We start from the raw sequence: 15,713 nt of genomic DNA on the forward strand, positions 1-15,713 counted from the left end.
GGGGGTGCCTCCCGCCCGGGCCGGGATCGGTCAGCTCAGGCCGCTCGCCCAGGGGTAGCTCTTCAGGTACGGGTCGGGCGTGATCGGCTTGCCCGAGTTCCACACCTCGGTGATCAGCCCGTCCGCGCCGACCTTGCCGATCCGGGCGGTCTTGGCGATGTGCTGGGTGGGGCCGTCCACGGTGACCAGGCCCTCCGGGGCGTCGTAGGTGATGCCGCCGGAGGCGGCCCGGACCTTCTCCACCTCGAAGGTGCCGGCCTTGTCGACCATCGCCTTCCACAGGTACACCGCGACGTAGGCGGCTTCCATCGGGTCGCTGGTCGGCTTGTCCGCGCCGTACTTGGCCTTGTACGCGGCGACGAACTTCTGGTTCGCCGCGCCGGGGGTGGTCTGGTAGTAGTTCCAGGCGGTCAGCTGGTCCTTCAGGTACTGGGTGCCGATCCCCTTGACCTCCTCCTCGGCGATCGACACGGACACCACGGGCATGCTCGCGGCGGTCAGCCCGGCGGAGGTGTACTCCTTGAAGAACGCCACGTTGCTGTCGCCGTTGAGGGTGTTGAACACCGCGTCGGCCTTCGACGAGCGGACCTTGTTGACGATCGTGCCGAACTCGGTGGAGCCGAGCGGGGCGTAGTCCTCGCCGAGCACGGTCATCCCGTTCGCCGCCGCGTACGCCTTGATGATCTTGTTGGCGGTACGCGGGAAGACGTAGTCGCTGCCGACCAGGTAGACCGACTTCTTGCCCTGCGCCTTGAGGTAGTCCAGGCCGGGCACGATCTGCTGGTTGGTGGTGGCCCCGGTGTAGAAGATGTACGGCGACTGCTCCAGCCCCTCGTACTGCACCGGGTAGAACAGCAGCGCCTTGTTCTTCTCGAAGACCGGCTTGACCGCCTTGCGGCTGGCCGAGGTCCAGCAGCCGAAGACGGCGGCGACCCGGTCCTGGGAGATCAGCTTCTCGGCCTTCTCGGCGAAGGTGGGCCAGTCGGAGGCGCCGTCCTCACCGACCGGGACGATCTTCTTGCCCAGCACGCCGCCGGCGGCGTTGATCTCCTCCACGGCGAGCATGATGGAGTCCCGCACGGTGACCTCGCTGATGGCCATGGTGCCGGAGAGCGAATTGAGCAGGCCGACTTTGACGGTGTCGCCGGACACGTCGGCACTGACCCCGGCGGTCGACTTCTCGTCGGAGGTCTTGCTGCCACAACCGGCGAGTGCGGCGGCGGCAACAAGGATCAAGGCGCCCGCCAGGATGCGGCGGCCCCGGAACTGTGACATTCATTCTCCCTGCGGAGCGATGTTCGCCGGATGATTTCCGTGCCGGCCCGCACTGGCCGGCAGGTATTGCTGTCAATGATTGGCAGGCGGTGCGGTCGTGGTGCACGTCGGCGGCCTCGTCGCGCAACGGGTGGGACGTCGCGGCGGCGGTCCGCAGTGGACTTTCGGGCAGCAAAAGCCTCTGCCCACTTGATTGCCACCACGTTTCCCAGCCCTTAATTGGCTGTTTCCCGAACCGATCTCGCACACAAAAAAGGCCACCGCCACAATGGACGATGACCGATCACAAGAATTGCGCAACGCCCGGCGACGCGGGGCAGGAGCGCCAACCACCGAACCCGCCCGACAATAGCCAGGAATGGCGATTACTTCACGCAGGAAGCATCCTAGAACCCCCACCCACCCCCCTGTCAACACCCTCCCCCACCCACCCCACTCTCCCGCCCCGCCCCCGCCCCCACGCCCGCCCCCACGCCCGCCCCCGCGCGCGTGATCAAGAGGTTTGCGTCAGTCGTGGCGCTGGAACTGACGTAAACCTCTTGATCACCGGGGACAACCCGGGGTCAACGGGGGCGGGGCGGGGGTCAGAGTTCGGCGAGGACGGTGAAGTCGAGGCCGTCGGCCTCGGCGAGGTAGATGCGTTGGCGGACGTGCCGGCGGCGCAGTTGCAACTCGCCCCGGGGGCCGTGGTAGGTGACCGCGTCCGCCGTCGCCCCGATGGCCCGCACGTCCAGGGTGCGGGCGCGGGCGATCAGGGCGGCGAGCAGCATCACACCCTCGTAGCAGGACTCCCCCAGGCTGCCCAGCGGCGGCGCGTCCACGCCGAACCGGCGGGCGAACGCGCCGTGGAAGTCCAGGTTCTCCCGGGTGACCAGGCCGGCGAAGAACCCGGCCGTGCTGAACAGCCGGCGGGTGCCGCCGACACCACTGGCCAACAGCATGTTCTCGTCCATCAGGGTGCTCAGCCGCAGGCACCGCTGGTCCAGGGCGGAACGGCCGAAGGCCCGGTTGAACCGGACGGCGTCGGCACCGACGAGCAGCATCAGCACCGCGTCGGCCTCGGCCCGCTCGATCTCCCGCAGCACCGGCCCGAAATCCTCGGTGCCCAACGGCAGGAACGCCCGCCCGCACACCCGCGCCCCGTCGTCACGGGCGTACCGCTGCGCGGCCTGCGCGGTGCGGCGCGGCCAGACGTAGTCGTTGCCGACCAGGTACCAGCGGCGTACCCCCTGCTCCCGGGCGAGCAGCCGCATCGCCGGCCGGAGCTGCGCGTCGGGCGTCTCGCTGGTCAGGAACACCCCCTCGGTACGCTCCCCGCCCTCGTACAGGGCGGTGTAGACGTACGGCACCCGGTGCGCGATCCGGGGCGCCACCGCCTGCCGGACCGACGAGATGTGCCAGCCGGTGACCCCCTGCACCGCGCCCGTGGACACCAGCGCCTCCACCTCGGCGGCGACCTGCGCCGGTGGCGCGCCGCCGTCGACCGGCACCAGTCGCAGCTCCCGGCCGAGCACCCCGCCGGCCCGGTTGACCTCCTCCACCGCCAACTGGGCACACAGCTCACAGGTGGGACCGAACATGCCGGCCGGACCGCGCATCGGGAAGACCAGCGCGACGCTGACCACCGACCGGTCGACGGTCAACCAGGGGGCCGCCCCGGCCGTGCCGCCCGAGCGGGGCAACGGCTCCGGCACGCCGTGGGGCCCGGGCACCGGCACGGACATGCTGACATGATTGCCGGCAACCCTGGCGGGCCACCAGACCCGACCGAAAACCGGGACGCTTCGGTAACATGGCAACCCACCGAACGGGGAGAGACATGGCCGACGATCCCACGACGCCCGTCGACCTGATGCGCGCGCTCACCCGCGCCGAACGGCTGCTCGCCCGCCGGGTCGGCGCGGTGCTCACCACCGAGGGGCTCACCGTCGAGGCGTGGCGGGTGCTCTGCCGCCTCGCCGACGGGCAGGGCCACCCGATGAGCGAGGTCTCCACCGAGGAGTCGTTGCCGCCGGGCACCCTAACGAAGCTCGTCGACCAGCTCGTCGACCAGAACCTGGTGCACCGCCGGATCGACCCGTTCGACAGGCGACGCATCCGGGCCTACCTGACCCCCCGGGGCCGCCGCGAACAGGAGCGCATCGACGCCCGCGTCCGGGCCGAGCTGGCCGGGATCATCGACGACGCGGCGCTGACCGGGCAGCTCGTCGACCTGGTCGCCCGCCTCGACCCGCGCCGGCAGCCGGTCCGGGCCGGCTGAACCGCACCGGCCCGGTCCCCGTCGGAGGCGGGAACCGGGCCGGTGGCCGTGCGGGGGTGGTGGGCCGTCAGGCGACCGGCACCGCGTCGGCCCCGGTGCGGGCGGTGGGCCGATGGGGACCTTCCCCCGGCCCCTTCTCCCCGGCCGCGCCCCCGGGCGGGGTGTGCGGGGCGGCCGGGGAGGTGAGCAGGGTGCGCAGGGTGTGGGCGTCGGCGGCGGTGGCGGTGAGCAGGACCGCCGGGCCGCCCGCCAGTGGCAGCCAGGCGGCGGACGCCCCGGGGCCGGTGGGGAGCACCCGGCCCCGGGGCTGACCGCCGCCGTCCACGGTGGCCGGTCCCGACGCGGCGGCGGGACCGACCACCAGCAGCGAACCGGTCGCTGCCGCCCCGCCCAGCACCGCCGGCCCGGCCCAGCCGGGAGCGGCCGGACCGACCGCCAGGGACTGGCGCAGCAGCGGCCGGCCGGCGTGGTCGACCGAGGTGGCCACCACGACGTCGCCGGCGGGTTCGCCGTACCGGCCGCAGACCAGTTCCTCGCGCCAGAGCAGCCGGGCCCCCTCGGCGAGGGTCACCCGGGACTCGGCGACATGGTCACAGCCGGCCGCCGCGACGAGCTGCTCCGGCAACCAGTGCAGGGTGCCCCCGCCGTGCACCACCGCCTCGACCCGCATCCGGGAAACCGCCCCTGCCCGGCTGGGCAGGGCCACCGACGCGGCGACGGTACGCACCCGCACCGCCGCCCCCGGCCCCACCTCGACGCTCAACCGCAGGTCGTCACCGGCCAGTGGACCGGCCGCGCCACCGACGACGTACACCGTGGGGACGCTCTGCTCGGCGGCGGCCTGACGCAGCAGCAGCGGTGACTCGCCCCGCAGCTCGCGCAGCACGGTGCGGCCACGACGGTCGGCCACCGCCACCACCCGGGCGACCGCGCGCATCAGGCGACGGCCAGCCGGCCACGGTGGTGGGCCAGCTCGTGGCGGACCCAGTCGGCCACCCCGGTGGCCAGCGGATCGCCCACGATGGACAGGAACACCGTCGGCAGGTCCCCCCGCCGGGCGCGGGCGTCGCGGTCCATCACCGACAGGTCGGCCCGGACCAGCGGGGCCAGGTCGGTCTTGTTGATGACCAGCAGGTCGGCGGCGGTCACCCCGGGTCCGCCCTTGCGGGGCACCTTGTCGCCACCGGCGACGTCGACCACGAAGATCTGCCGGTCGACCAGCCCCCGGCTGAAGGTGGCGGTGAGATTGTCCCCACCGCTCTCCACCAGCACCAGGTCCAGCGGCCCGACCCCGTCGACCAGCTCGTCGATGGCGTCGAGGTTGGCGCCGATGTCGTCGCGGATCGCGGTGTGCGGGCAGCAGCCGGTCTCCACCGCCCGGATACGGGCCGGGTCGAGCACCCCGGCCCGGCGCAGGAAGTCGGCGTCCTCGGTGGTGTAGATGTCGTTGGTGACCACGCCCAGGCGCAGCTCGTCGGCGAAGGCCCGGCACAGCGCCGCGACCAGGGCGGTCTTGCCCGACCCGACCGGCCCGCCGATGCCGACCCGCAGCGGGCGGGCGGTGGGCGGCAGCGGGGCGTGCGGGTCGACCCCCGGCTCGGGGTGGGTGTGCGGCACGGTCTCGTCGTGCGGGATCGACGCGTGCGGGGTCGGCGATACGGTTTCAGGACGCAAAGAGACGCACCTCCCAGGTGGTGTGGACTTCGGCGTGGATGTCGGTGAGCGGGGCGGCCAGGGCCGGCAGCCACTCGGGTGGGTCGTCGGCGGTGGCGACGGCGCGGGCCGCTGTGGCGTCGCAGTCGGCGGCCAACGCCGCCAGCACCGCGTGCACCCGGTACGGGTCGAGCCCGAGCAGCCGGACCGCCGCGCTGGCCGGACCGGTCACCGACCCGTACGCGGCGATGGTGGCCACCTCGACCGGGCCCAGGCCGGCGGCGGCGGCGACCAGGCCCAGCACCAGCGGCTGGTGCGGCCCGGACGGGTCGACGGGCAGGGCGTCGAACGCGCCGCCGGGCCACAGCTCCCGCCCGGCGCGCAGCAGGGCCCGGCCCTGCCGGCGGGACACCGCCCGCAGCGCCGGGGCGGCGGTCCGGGCGTCCCACTCGGCGTCCAGCCGGGCCAGCGTCGCCCGCCGGTCGGCGTGCCCGGCGGCCCGGTGCGCCGCCACCGCGAACGCGGCGGCGGCCAGCCCACCGGTGGCCAACCGGCCGCGCAGGAACCCGGCCAGGGTGGCCGGATCGGTGACCAGCCCGGCCGCCACCGCGGCCTCCAACCCGGCGGAGTGGGCGTGCGCCCCGGCGGGAAACCTGCCGTCGGCCAGCAGCAGCACCATGCTCGACGGGGTCATCAGAACAGGTGGTACCGCTGGGCCATGGGCAGTTCGGCGACCGGTTCCGGGTCGACCACCACCCCGTCGACGCGGACGGTGAAGGTGTCCGGATCGACCTCGATGCGCGGCAGCGCGCCGTTCTCCGGCAGGTCCGCCTTGCCCCGCGAGCGCACGTCGGCCACCGGGACCAGCGGACGGCGCACGTCGAGCCGCAGGCCCGCCTCCAACGCGGCCGGGGCCACGAACGTCACGCTGGTCGCGGCCGGCACCACGCCGTACGCGCCGAACATCGGCCTCGGCAGCATCGGCTGCGGGGTGGGGATGGAGGCGTTCGCGTCGCCCATCTGCGCGTACGCGATCATCCCGCCCTTGATCACCAGGTGGGGCCGGACGCCGAAGAACGCCGGGTCCCAGAGCACCAGGTCGGCGAGCTTGCCCGGTTCCACCGAGCCGATCTCCCGTTCCAGCCCGTTGGCCATCGCCGCGCAGATGGTGTACTTCGCCACGTAGCGGCGGGCCCGGTGGTTGTCGGCCGGGCCGTCCCCGGGCAGCGCGCCGACCCGCCGCTTCATCACGTGGGCGCTCTGCCAGGTCCGGGTGATCACCTCGCCGACCCGCCCCATCGCCTGCGCGTCGGAACCGATGATGGAGATCGCGCCCAGGTCGTGCAGGAGGTCCTCGGCGGCCATCGTGGACGGCCGGATCCGGCTCTCCGCGAACGCCAGGTCCTCCGGCACCGACGGGTTCAGGTGGTGGCAGACCATCAGCATGTCGAGGTGCTCGGCGAGGGTGTTACGGGTGTACGGGCGGGTCGGGTTCGTCGACGACGGCAGCACGTTCGGCTCCCCGGCCACCGTGATGATGTCCGGCGCGTGCCCGCCCCCGGCCCCCTCGGTGTGGTACGAGTGGATCGCCCGGCCGGCGATCGCGCGCAGCGTGTCGGCCACGAACCCGGCCTCGTTGAGGGTGTCGGTGTGGATGGACACCTGCACCCCGGACGCGTCGGCGACCCGCAGGCAGGCGTCGATCGCCGCCGGGGTGGTCCCCCAGTCCTCGTGCAGCTTGAACCCGCCCGCGCCGGCCCGCAACTGCTCCCACAGCGCCTCGGTGGAGACCGTGTTGCCCTTGCCCAGCAGCAGCACGTTCACCGGGAAGGCGTCCAGCGCCTCGTGCATCCGGGCCAGGTGCCAGGCGTTCGGGGTGACCGTGGTGGCCCGGGTCCCCTCGGCCGGGCCGGTGCCCCCGCCGACCAGGGTGGTGATGCCCGAGGTGAGCGCCTCGGTGACGATCTGCGGGCAGATGAAGTGCACGTGGGTGTCCACCGCCCCGGCGGTGAGGATGCGCCCGTTGCCGGCGATCACCTCGGTGGACGGGCCGATCACCAGGTCCGGGTGGACGCCGGGCATGGTGTCCGGGTTGCCGGCCCGGCCCAGCGCCACGATCCGCCCGTCGCGCAGCCCGACGTCGGCCTTCACCACCCCCCAGTGGTCCAGCACCACCGCGCCGGTGATCACCGTGTCCAGGGCACCCTCGGCCCGGGTGGCCCGGGACTGGCCCATCGACTCGCGGATCACCTTGCCGCCGCCGAAGACCGCCTCGTCGCCGCCGACGCAGTGGTCGATCTCCACCTCGATCAGCAGGTCGGTGTCGGCAAGCCGGATGCGGTCGCCGGTGGTCGGGCCGTACAGGTCGGCGTAGCGTCGCCGGTCCACCGCGCTCACCGGCCGACCTCCCCGGCGTGCGGGCCGGAGCCGTCGGCGGCCGGACCCGGTTGCGGGTCGAGCGGGCCGGCGACCTCGCCGCGCAGCCCCGGCACGATCCGGGCCCCGCCCAGCGGCACCAGGTCGACGGTGCGGCTGACGCCCGGCTCGAAGCGCACCGACGTCCCCGCCGGCACCGCGAGCCGCTGCCCGTACGCGGCGGCGCGGTCGAAGCGCAGCCCCGGGTTGGTCTCGGCGAAGTGGTAGTGCGAGCCGACCTGGATCGGCCGGTCGGCGGTGTTGACCACCAGCAGGGTGGTCACCGGACGCCCCACGTTGATCTCGACCGGCCCGTCGCCGGGCAGGATCTCCCCCGGGATCACGGGATCGGGTGGTGCACCGTCACCAACTTGGTGCCGTCCGGGAACGTCGCCTCCACCTGCACCTCCCCCAGCATCTCCGGAATGCCGTCGAGCACGTCGTCGCGGCCCAGCACGGTCCGGCCGGCGGCCATCAGGTCGGTGACGGTCCGGCCGTCCCGGGCGCCCTCCAGCAGGAAGGCGGTGATAAGGGCGACGGCTTCGGGATAGTTGAGGCGCAGTCCGCGCTCGCGCCGGCGGCGGGCGACGTCCGCGGCGACGTGGACGAGCAGGCGGTCCTGCTCGTGGGGCGTGAGGAACACGGGGTCTCCCGGGCGGCTCGGCGTGTTTCCCACCGTAACGACCGGAACCGGGCCGGGGGCGCGGAACGGGCACGGGGCAGGAGGACACACGGGACCGCCGTCGGGCCACCGGCAGGGTGCTCCGGGGCCCCACCGGCCCCGGCCCGCCACGGGGCCGCTCGGCGGTGGTGGTTGGGAAGGACCGCACCGCCAACCGCTGGTCCGACCGTAGAGGATCACCCAGGGCCGTGGCAACGCCCCGGCGGGCCGTCAGGCGAACAACAGCAGCGGGTCGGCGTCGCCGCGTACCCCGACGAAGCAGGCGGCGGACGTCCGGCAGCCCCGACGCACCTCCCGCACCCCGTGCATCCGGCCCGCCTCGAACATCACCAGGTCACCCTGGCCGGGCAGCACCGTGTCGTGCGGCGGGCCGACCCGTTCCGGTTCGAGGCCGTAGTCGAACGGGTCGGCCTTGAGCGCCACGAACTCGTCCTCGCCCAGGCGTCCCCAGAAGTCGATCTCACCGCCGTCACCGGGCGCCGGCACCTCCAGGTAGATGTTCACCCCGAGCCGCCGCCGCAGCCGGTAGGTGTCCAGCAGGGGGATCTGCCGGCGGTCGATGTGCGGTCGGCCCCGGCCACCGGGGGTCATCCGGCGCAGCACCCCGGGGAGCATCATCCGCCCCTCGTGCCGGCCGACCGTCGCCCCGTACGGCCACATCTCGTCGAGGTCGAGCCGGATCAGGTCGGTGGGTGACTGCCGGCCGGCGAACACCTCGTGCCGGATCAGCCGGGTGGTGGCCGGCGCGTCGTCAAGGTAGCGGCGGACCACCTCCCCGCCGTTGGCGACCTGCCCCATCGAGGTGCCGACGCTGGTGAACTCCGTGGTGAGGGAGAAGTTCGCGGCCGCGACGGCGGCCACCACCCGGGGCAGGACGGCGTCGCACTCGGCCGGCGGGTAGTACTCCCGGTGCCAGATGAGGTCGATCTCCCCGGTGGCGAGTTCCCGCAGCGACCCGGGGGTCAGCCGGTCGCTACGGCGCAGGTGTTGGCTCACGTCACTCCCTCGTCGGGCGGGCGGCGGCACGACCTGTGCTCATCCGCCCTGTAGCTGTCGCAGGTCCGCCTCCGCCCGTACCGTGTCAGGGTGGTCGTCCCCGAGGATGCGCCGCCGGTCGGCGACCACCGCGGCGAGGACCTTCTCGGCCTCCACCCGGTCACCAGTGGCGATCAGCGCCTCGGCCAGGGTGTGCCGGGCGGCGATCATCCCGAGGTGCTGGGCCTCCCGTCGGGCGGTGTCGGTGGCGAGGATCGCCCGCAGGCCGGCGAGGGCCTCGGCGGCGCGCCCCTCGCGCAGCAGGCAGAGGTCCAGGGTGTGCCGGACGGTCAGCGTCTCGAGGTGGTCGGGGGCCCAGTGCCGCAGCCGGATCTCCAGGATCGCGGTCAGCTCGGCACGGGCCTCGGCGTACCGGCCCTGGGCGGCCACCGCCCGGGCCAGGCTGTGCCGGGCGGTCATGGTGTCCCGGTCCTCCGGGCCACGGACCCGGAACTCCGCCCGGACGATCTCCCGCAGTTCCTGTTCGGCGTCACCCCACCGGCCCTGCTCCAGGATGGTCCGGGCCAGCTTGTGCCGGCTGGCCAGGGTGTTGCGGTGCTCCCGGCCGAGCAGCGCCTCACGGGCCGGGATGATCTCCCGCAGCTCGGCCTCGGCCCGGTCCAGCTGCCCCTGTTCCAGGGCCGCCCGGGACCGTTCGTGGCGCAGGCTGAGCACCGCCCGCTCCCCGGGGTCGAGGCCGATCCGGCGGCAGGCGGCCAGGCAGCGGTCGAGCAGGATCTCGGCCTGCCCGGGCAGGCTGACGGCCAGCAGGAAGCGGGCGATCAACCGGGCCAGGTCCAGCGCGGTGGTGAGCAGTTCCGGCTCGGTCCGCGGCAGCTCCCCCGCGTCGAAGAAGGCCAGCACCGCCCCGGTCGTCGGCGGGGCCAGCACGTGCCAGCTGGCCCACTTGTCGGGCTCGTCCGGGTCGAACTCCTCCTCCCGGGGCCGGTCCGGGTCCCGCAGCCGCAACACGTCGAGCAGGGTGAGCACCAGTTCGTGGTAGGCGGGCCGGTCGGCGATCACGTCGGGGTGGTCGTGCACCAGCTCGCGTACCAGCGGGTGCAGGGTCACCACGTGCGCGACCGGCGACCACGCGGGCAACGACTCGATCACGCCGAGGTCGACCAGGGCGAAGTCGGCCAGCGACCGGAGCACCTCGCGCAGCCGGTCCTCGCCGATCTCACCGACCAGCCGGGACCCCGACAGCAGGGCCGGGTCCAGCAGGATCTGGTACGGGATGGGAGCGTCCCCCAGCGAGGCCAGCAGCCGCAGCACCGGGCGGGCCTGGGCCAGCCCCCGCCCGGCGAGCAGGTCCAGTGACATCTCCCAGGACTGCACGACCGGCCGTACCGCCCGGTCGAACGCCTGCGACACGGTACGGGTGGTGCCGGCGCCGGAGCGGCGGTCCAGGGCCTCCCGGTAGCCGTCGTAGGTGCGGATGGAGACCCCGGCCCCGCCCACCGGGATGCGGTTGGCCTCGGCGAGGTAGGTGCCCGCACCGCGCAGCGCCAGCGGATGCCCCTTCAGCCGGGTGGCCAGGCCGGTGGCCTGGGCGAGGCTGCCGGGCGCGTCGCCGGCGAGGTCGATCAGGACCTGGGCGGCGTCCGGTGGGGAGAGTTCCTTCACCGGGTGCATGGTGGACCAGTCGCCCCAGGTTTCCTGGCGGCCGTCGCGGGTGGTGACCAGGACCAGCCCGTTGCGGGTACGCGGCTGCCGGAACCAGCCGTTGCCCTCGGCGACCCGGCCGTCGAGCGGGGCCAGCAGGGACGGCTCGTCGGCGTTGTCGAAGATCAGCAGCCACGGCCGGTCCGACTCGTTGAGCAGCGTCCACACCAACTCCACCGGGCTGCGGGTCTTGCCCGCCCAGGCCAGGTCGAGCTGGCTCTCCGGGGCCTGGAGCTGGCCGGCGATCTCGCGCATGCCGGCGCTGACCCGGGCCGAGTCCTTCGCCGAGATCCACCAGACCAGCCGACCGCGTGCCTCCAGCCGGCGGGCCACCTCCAGCGCGGTGGCGCTCTTGCCGCAGCCGCCCAGGCCCCAGAGGATCTGGGCCGCCTCCTCGGCCGGGCGGGGCGTGCCGGCCGGCGGCTCGGCGGCCCGCAGGATCGTCTCGACCAGTTCGTCGCGGCCGCGCAACGGCAGCCGACCGGGGCGGGGCGGGGTGATGGAGAAACCGGCGTCCTGCACCGCGCCGGTCATCGTCGACCGGTGCCGGGGCCGGGGGCCACTGCGCGACCGGACCGGACCGGGCAGGGGAGGCAGGGCGACCGCATCGTTGCTGGCCGGGGCGGGCGGGTCTTGTGAACGGGACCGAGGGAACTCATCTGACCTCCCGGAGGGGCGGGACGACAGGGGTCATGGCACACGGGCCGAGCACGGCGAGGACAGCCCGTGGCGGTGATCCTTGCCCCAACCCTACCCGTCCGCAGCGGCGGCATCACTCCGAGTGGACCGCCCGGCCCGATCGTACGGGTCTTGTGGACGGGACGGCGGAAGGTGCCGACCGAGCAGTGGACGGCACGTCGTGAGCTGCCGGCCCTACGGGACGGTGGCAGGCCGGCGATACCGTGCCGGTCATGTCGACTGTGGAGCTGTTCGCGTGGCTGCCGGGACACGGGCACATCGACTGGGGGTCGGTGCCGGACTGGTTCGGTGGGCTCGGCACGGTGGGCACGCTGCTCTTCGGCGTGCTCAGCCTGCGCCGGGAGATCCGGGCCCGGCGGCGCGAGGACCGGGCGGCCCGCGCCCGGCAGGCGCGGCTGGTGTCGGCTTCGGCCCGGATCGAGGGGGGCGGGGTGCTCCGGGTGCGGGTCACCAACGACAGCGACGGGCCGGTCTTCGACCTGGCCGCCGACCCCCGGGTACGCGCCACCGACTCCGCCGACGAGGTCGTTGTCGGGGTCACCGCGCTGACCGGGCCGGTGGACCGGCTCAACGGCCGCAGCCAGGGTGAACTCTTCGTCACCGTCGACCGCTCGGTCGACCTGACCGGGTACGCCTCGGCCACCGTCGAGCTGCGCTTCACCGACCAGCAGGGCAACCGGTGGCGACGCCGGGGCGGGACGGAACCGGAGCTGGACCTGGGCGTCGAGCCGTCGAGCCGCCGGCTGCGGCTGCCCTGGCGGCGCGGCTGAGCGGCCGGTCGGCGCGCCGGTGAGCTGACGGCACGGCCCCCGGACCCTGTCCCCGGTCGGGGTCAGGCGGCCGGGGTGACCGCCGCCAGCCACCGCTGGGCCAGCACCGCGTGGCCGGACGGGGTCAGGTGCACCCCGTCGTCGGTCCACACCCGGTCGTCGACGTCGGCGGCGCGGAACACCGCCTCCACCGCGACCAGCGTCGCGTCGAACTCGGCGGCGAGCTTGCGCACCGCGTCGACCTTCGGGTCCAGGTCGTCGCGCCAGCGCCGCTGGGCGTCGTCGACCGGGATGAGGAACGGTTCCATCAGCACCAGCCGGACGTCGGGCAGCGCCTCCCGGGTGGTGGCGAGCAGGTGCCGGTAGTCGGTGGTGAACTCCTCGACCGTGGTCACCTCGTCGCTGCTGTACCGCCGCCAGGTGTCGTTGATCCCGATCAGCACCGACACGACCTGCGGGGCCATCGCCAGGCAGTCGTCCGCCCAGCGGGCCCGCAGGTCGCGTACCCGGTCACCGCCGATGCCCCGGTTGCGGAAGGTCACCCGGTGGCCCGGATGCCGTGCGGTGAACCAGGCGGCGGCCATCATCGCCCAGCCCACCCCCAGGTCGGCCTCGTCGGCGCGGTCCCGCCCGGCGTCGGTGATGCTGTCGCCGATGAACAACACCCGCCCCGCGCGGGGCAGTCCCACCGTCATCCGTCCGCTCCCCTGTCGTCGTCGCCCGTCATCATCCCCGGTGTCCGGCGAGGACACCACCCGGAATTGGGCGCTCGGTGGTGTCCTCGCGTGTCGCCCCCGGCGGACCCGGTAAGGTGATGCTCCGCATTCGACGTCCCATGGGGTGTCGCGCGAGCGTCAAGCAGCGGCGCGGTCCCCGGTCCATCCCGGGTGGCCGCACCTGCGGCCCCCTGGTGAGGACCGCTCGTCACGCGCTGCCGGGCCTACCGGCAGGTTTGCGCCGGTTCGCAAGGACGTCAGACGATATGCCGCAGTCACCACTGGACATCACCGAGGCTGTCCTCCGGTTGGGCGCCATCCGCCACGCCGAGATGGACCTCGACGCCGTCCTGTTCCGGATCGCCGAGGTGACCAGGGACAGCATCCCGGGAGCCGCCGAGGTCTCGGTGACCCTGGTCCACGGCACCGCGGCGCACACCGCTGCCCACACCGGTGACCTCGCGCTCCGCCTCGACCAGTGGCAGTACGAGCACGGTCGCGGCCCGTGCCTGGACGCGGCCACCACGGGCACCGTGCTGATCATCGCGGACATGACCGACGAGCGTCGCTGGCCGGAGTGGGCGGCGCGGGCCCGCACGACGGGGGTGCTCTCCTCGATGTCCCTCGGCCTGCCGATCCAGGAGGCGATGGTCGGCGCGCTGAACGTCTACGGCACCCGGCCGGACGCCTTCAGCCGGGTGGCCGACCCCGCCCGGACGTTCGCCGGCCACGCCGCGGTGGCCCTGGCCAACGCCCATCTCTACGACAGCACCGCCTCGCTGGCCGAGCAGATGCAGGAGGCCATGCGCAACCGCGCCGTGATCGAGCAGGCCAAGGGCATCATCATGGGCCAACGCCGGTGCACGGCCGACGAGGCGTTCGCCCTGCTGGCCCGGGTGTCACAGAACTCCAACCGTAAGCTGCGGGACGTGGCGGAGGCTCTGGTACAACAGGTCGTCGAGCCTGCGTCCGGTCAGCCCACCCGGCCGGACCAGTGACTCGCGGAAGCTGAGTGCGTCGGGCTGGTGGCCCGGCCGACGAGTGCGGCGGCGACGTCCCGCAGGCTGCGGTTGGTGTCCTGGGAGAGCCGGGCGAGAATGCCGAACGCCTCGTCGGCCGTGCACCGGCGTTGGCCCATGATGATGCCCTTCGCCTGCTCGATCACGGCCCGGCTCTCCATCGCCGCCCGCATCTGCTCGGCCAGCGAGGCGGTGCTGGCGTAGAGATGGGCGTTGGCCAGGGCCACCGCCGCGTACGCGGCGAAGGTCCGGGCCAGCTCGACCGATTCGGCGTCGAAGGCGCGCGGGGTGGGCCCGTAGAGGTTGAGGGCGCCGACCACCGCCTCCTGGATCGGCAGGCCGATGGCGAGCGTACTGCCGATGCCCCCGTCGACCGCCCGGGCTGCCCAGGCCGGCCAGCGTTCCTCGGTGGCGGTGTCGGACACGAGTAGGGTGTCGCCGGTGATGGCGGCGTCCAGACACGGCCCGTGGCCCTGCCGGTACTGCCACTCGTCGAGCAGGAGCGCGACGTCGCCGGTGACGGCGACGCTCTGCGGGCTGCCACCGCGCAGCAGGGTCACCGACACCTCGGCCACCCCGGGCAGGCTGCGCCGGGCCAGGTCGGCGATCAGCTGCAGCACCTCGTCCAGGCTGGCCTCGTCGAGTCGGATCCGACTGAGTTCGACCAGGGCGTCCTGCGGGCTCAGCGGGAGCGGTGCCATCGCGCGGTCCCTTCCCGGCGGGCGTCCCTCGCGCTACGGCGGGGGACGCGTGGTGGCGGCAGCGGTGTCGACCTTCGGCCACGGCGTCTGGTCCGGCTCGCCGGGCCGCCCCGAGGCACGACATCCGCACCTTACCCGCCGCCGGAGTGAACCGCCCGGCGTACCCGCTGGCGTCGTGGCCGCCGCGACCGGGGTGATCAGATCAGATAGGCCGGCGGCACCGCGTCGGTGAGCCACACGCCGTTGGCGCTGCGGTAGAAGGCGTGCCCGTCGCGGGCCATGGCCGCCGCGTCGACGGTCAGCACCACCACCGCGCCACCCCGGCGGGCCCCGACCCGCCGGGCCGTCGCCACGTCCGACGACAGGTGTACGTGGTGCCGACCGCCCCGGTGCAGCCCGGTGGCCCGGATCGAGCCGAGCGCGGTGGCCCCGGTGCCGTGGAAGAGCCGGGGCGGCGGCGGGGCGGCGGTCAACCCCAGGTCGACCGGGTACGAGTGGCCCTGGTTGGCCCGGATGCGCTCGACCCCGTCGGCGTCCCGGATCACCGCGAAGCGCTGCTTGTCGTTGCCGGTGACCACGGAGTCGAGGTCGGCCCGGTCGATCCGCAGGGCTGCCAGCAGGTCGACGACGGACACCCAGCCCCCCGGATCGGGGGTGAGGCCGAACCGGGCCGGTTGGTGCCGCAGCGCCAGCGAGATCCGCTTGCTGACCCGCACCAGCGTCTGGTGATCCATGTCGAGCATTGTCGGGTGGGCGGCGGGGACGCTCCACCGGTTATCCCGACCCGCCCGCCAGGGGGTCGCCGGGGCGGGCGGGTCGGGGG

At 73.9% G+C, this 15,713-nt stretch carries 16 protein-coding genes; 3 read left to right on the top strand and 13 right to left on the bottom strand.

Going from position 1 to position 15,713, the window contains the following annotated elements; all coding sequences use genetic code 11:
• Positions 1-30: 30 nt before the first annotated feature.
• Entirely contained in the window at positions 31-1,275 is a 1,245-nt protein-coding gene (gene urtA, locus FJK98_RS18730) for an urea ABC transporter substrate-binding protein (protein WP_145920170.1), read from the bottom strand.
• 584 nt (positions 1,276-1,859) lie between these two features.
• A complete protein-coding gene (locus FJK98_RS18740; RefSeq protein WP_145920171.1) occupies positions 1,860-2,999 on the bottom strand; it encodes a substrate-binding domain-containing protein in 1,140 nt (379 codons plus the stop codon).
• A gap of 95 nt (positions 3,000-3,094) precedes the next feature.
• On the opposite strand from FJK98_RS18740, the gene FJK98_RS18745 reads away from it, so the two are divergent.
• Entirely contained in the window at positions 3,095-3,535 is a 441-nt protein-coding gene (locus FJK98_RS18745; RefSeq protein WP_145920172.1) for a MarR family winged helix-turn-helix transcriptional regulator, read from the top strand.
• A 67-nt stretch (positions 3,536-3,602) separates the two neighbouring features.
• On the opposite strand, the gene FJK98_RS18750 is transcribed toward FJK98_RS18745, so the two are convergent.
• The 8 genes from FJK98_RS18750 to FJK98_RS18785 form a co-directional block, all read right to left on the bottom strand.
• Positions 3,603-4,472 (bottom strand): urease accessory protein UreD, encoded by an 870-nt coding sequence (locus tag FJK98_RS18750; RefSeq protein WP_145920173.1) that lies wholly within the window; start codon positions 4,470-4,472, stop codon positions 3,603-3,605.
• A complete protein-coding gene (gene ureG, locus FJK98_RS18755) occupies positions 4,472-5,209 on the bottom strand; it encodes an urease accessory protein UreG (protein ID WP_088647759.1) in 738 nt (245 codons plus the stop codon). Before ureG ends, FJK98_RS18750 begins: the two co-directional genes overlap by 1 nt.
• Entirely contained in the window at positions 5,199-5,882 is a 684-nt protein-coding gene (locus FJK98_RS18760; protein WP_145920174.1) for an urease accessory protein UreF, read from the bottom strand. The genes ureG and FJK98_RS18760 overlap by 11 nt, the downstream gene beginning before the upstream one ends.
• The gene (locus FJK98_RS18765) at positions 5,882-7,585 is read right to left on the bottom strand and encodes an urease subunit alpha (RefSeq protein ID WP_145920175.1); all 1,704 of its coding nucleotides are present in this window, start codon (positions 7,583-7,585) and stop codon (positions 5,882-5,884) included. Before FJK98_RS18765 ends, FJK98_RS18760 begins: the two co-directional genes overlap by 1 nt.
• Positions 7,582-7,947: an urease subunit beta gene (locus tag FJK98_RS18770; protein WP_145920176.1), complete on the bottom strand. Its 366-nt coding sequence runs from the start codon at positions 7,945-7,947 to the stop codon at positions 7,582-7,584. Before FJK98_RS18770 ends, FJK98_RS18765 begins: the two co-directional genes overlap by 4 nt.
• The gene (locus FJK98_RS18775; protein WP_145920177.1) at positions 7,944-8,246 is read right to left on the bottom strand and encodes an urease subunit gamma; all 303 of its coding nucleotides are present in this window, start codon (positions 8,244-8,246) and stop codon (positions 7,944-7,946) included. The genes FJK98_RS18770 and FJK98_RS18775 overlap by 4 nt, the downstream gene beginning before the upstream one ends.
• A 249-nt stretch (positions 8,247-8,495) precedes the next feature.
• Complete coding sequence (locus FJK98_RS18780; protein WP_145920178.1) at positions 8,496-9,281, bottom strand: 2OG-Fe(II) oxygenase; 786 nt, start codon at positions 9,279-9,281, stop codon at positions 8,496-8,498.
• 39 nt (positions 9,282-9,320) lie between these two features.
• Positions 9,321-11,519 (bottom strand): tetratricopeptide repeat protein, encoded by a 2,199-nt coding sequence (locus tag FJK98_RS18785; RefSeq protein WP_145920179.1) that lies wholly within the window; start codon positions 11,517-11,519, stop codon positions 9,321-9,323.
• 377 nt (positions 11,520-11,896) lie between these two features.
• Between FJK98_RS18785 and FJK98_RS18790 the strand changes: the two genes are divergently transcribed.
• Positions 11,897-12,454: a hypothetical protein gene (locus tag FJK98_RS18790; protein WP_145920180.1), complete on the top strand. Its 558-nt coding sequence runs from the start codon at positions 11,897-11,899 to the stop codon at positions 12,452-12,454.
• Positions 12,455-12,516: 62 nt separating this feature from the next.
• Here FJK98_RS18790 and FJK98_RS18795 read toward each other — a convergent pair whose 3' ends face one another.
• Positions 12,517-13,149 carry an SGNH/GDSL hydrolase family protein gene (locus tag FJK98_RS18795; RefSeq protein ID WP_145920181.1) on the bottom strand — a complete coding sequence of 211 codons (633 nt, stop codon included), beginning with the start codon at positions 13,147-13,149 and terminating at the stop codon, positions 12,517-12,519.
• Between the two features lie 287 nt (positions 13,150-13,436).
• Here FJK98_RS18795 and FJK98_RS18800 point away from each other — a divergent pair, with 287 nt between their 5' ends.
• Positions 13,437-14,168, top strand: a complete 732-nt coding sequence (locus FJK98_RS18800; RefSeq protein WP_145920182.1) for a GAF and ANTAR domain-containing protein — start codon at positions 13,437-13,439, stop codon at positions 14,166-14,168.
• Here FJK98_RS18800 and FJK98_RS18805 read toward each other — a convergent pair.
• Positions 14,144-14,890, bottom strand: a complete 747-nt coding sequence (locus FJK98_RS18805; RefSeq protein ID WP_145920183.1) for a GAF and ANTAR domain-containing protein — start codon at positions 14,888-14,890, stop codon at positions 14,144-14,146. The two genes, FJK98_RS18800 and FJK98_RS18805, sit on opposite strands and share 25 nt — an antisense overlap.
• A gap of 197 nt (positions 14,891-15,087) precedes the next feature.
• Positions 15,088-15,624, bottom strand: a complete 537-nt coding sequence (locus FJK98_RS18810; RefSeq protein WP_145920184.1) for an RNA 2'-phosphotransferase — start codon at positions 15,622-15,624, stop codon at positions 15,088-15,090.
• Between the last annotated feature and the right edge of the window lie 89 nt (positions 15,625-15,713).

It is taken from the genome of Micromonospora sp. HM134, assembly GCF_007833915.1.
Lineage (GTDB): Bacteria > Actinomycetota > Actinomycetes > Mycobacteriales > Micromonosporaceae > Micromonospora > Micromonospora wenchangensis.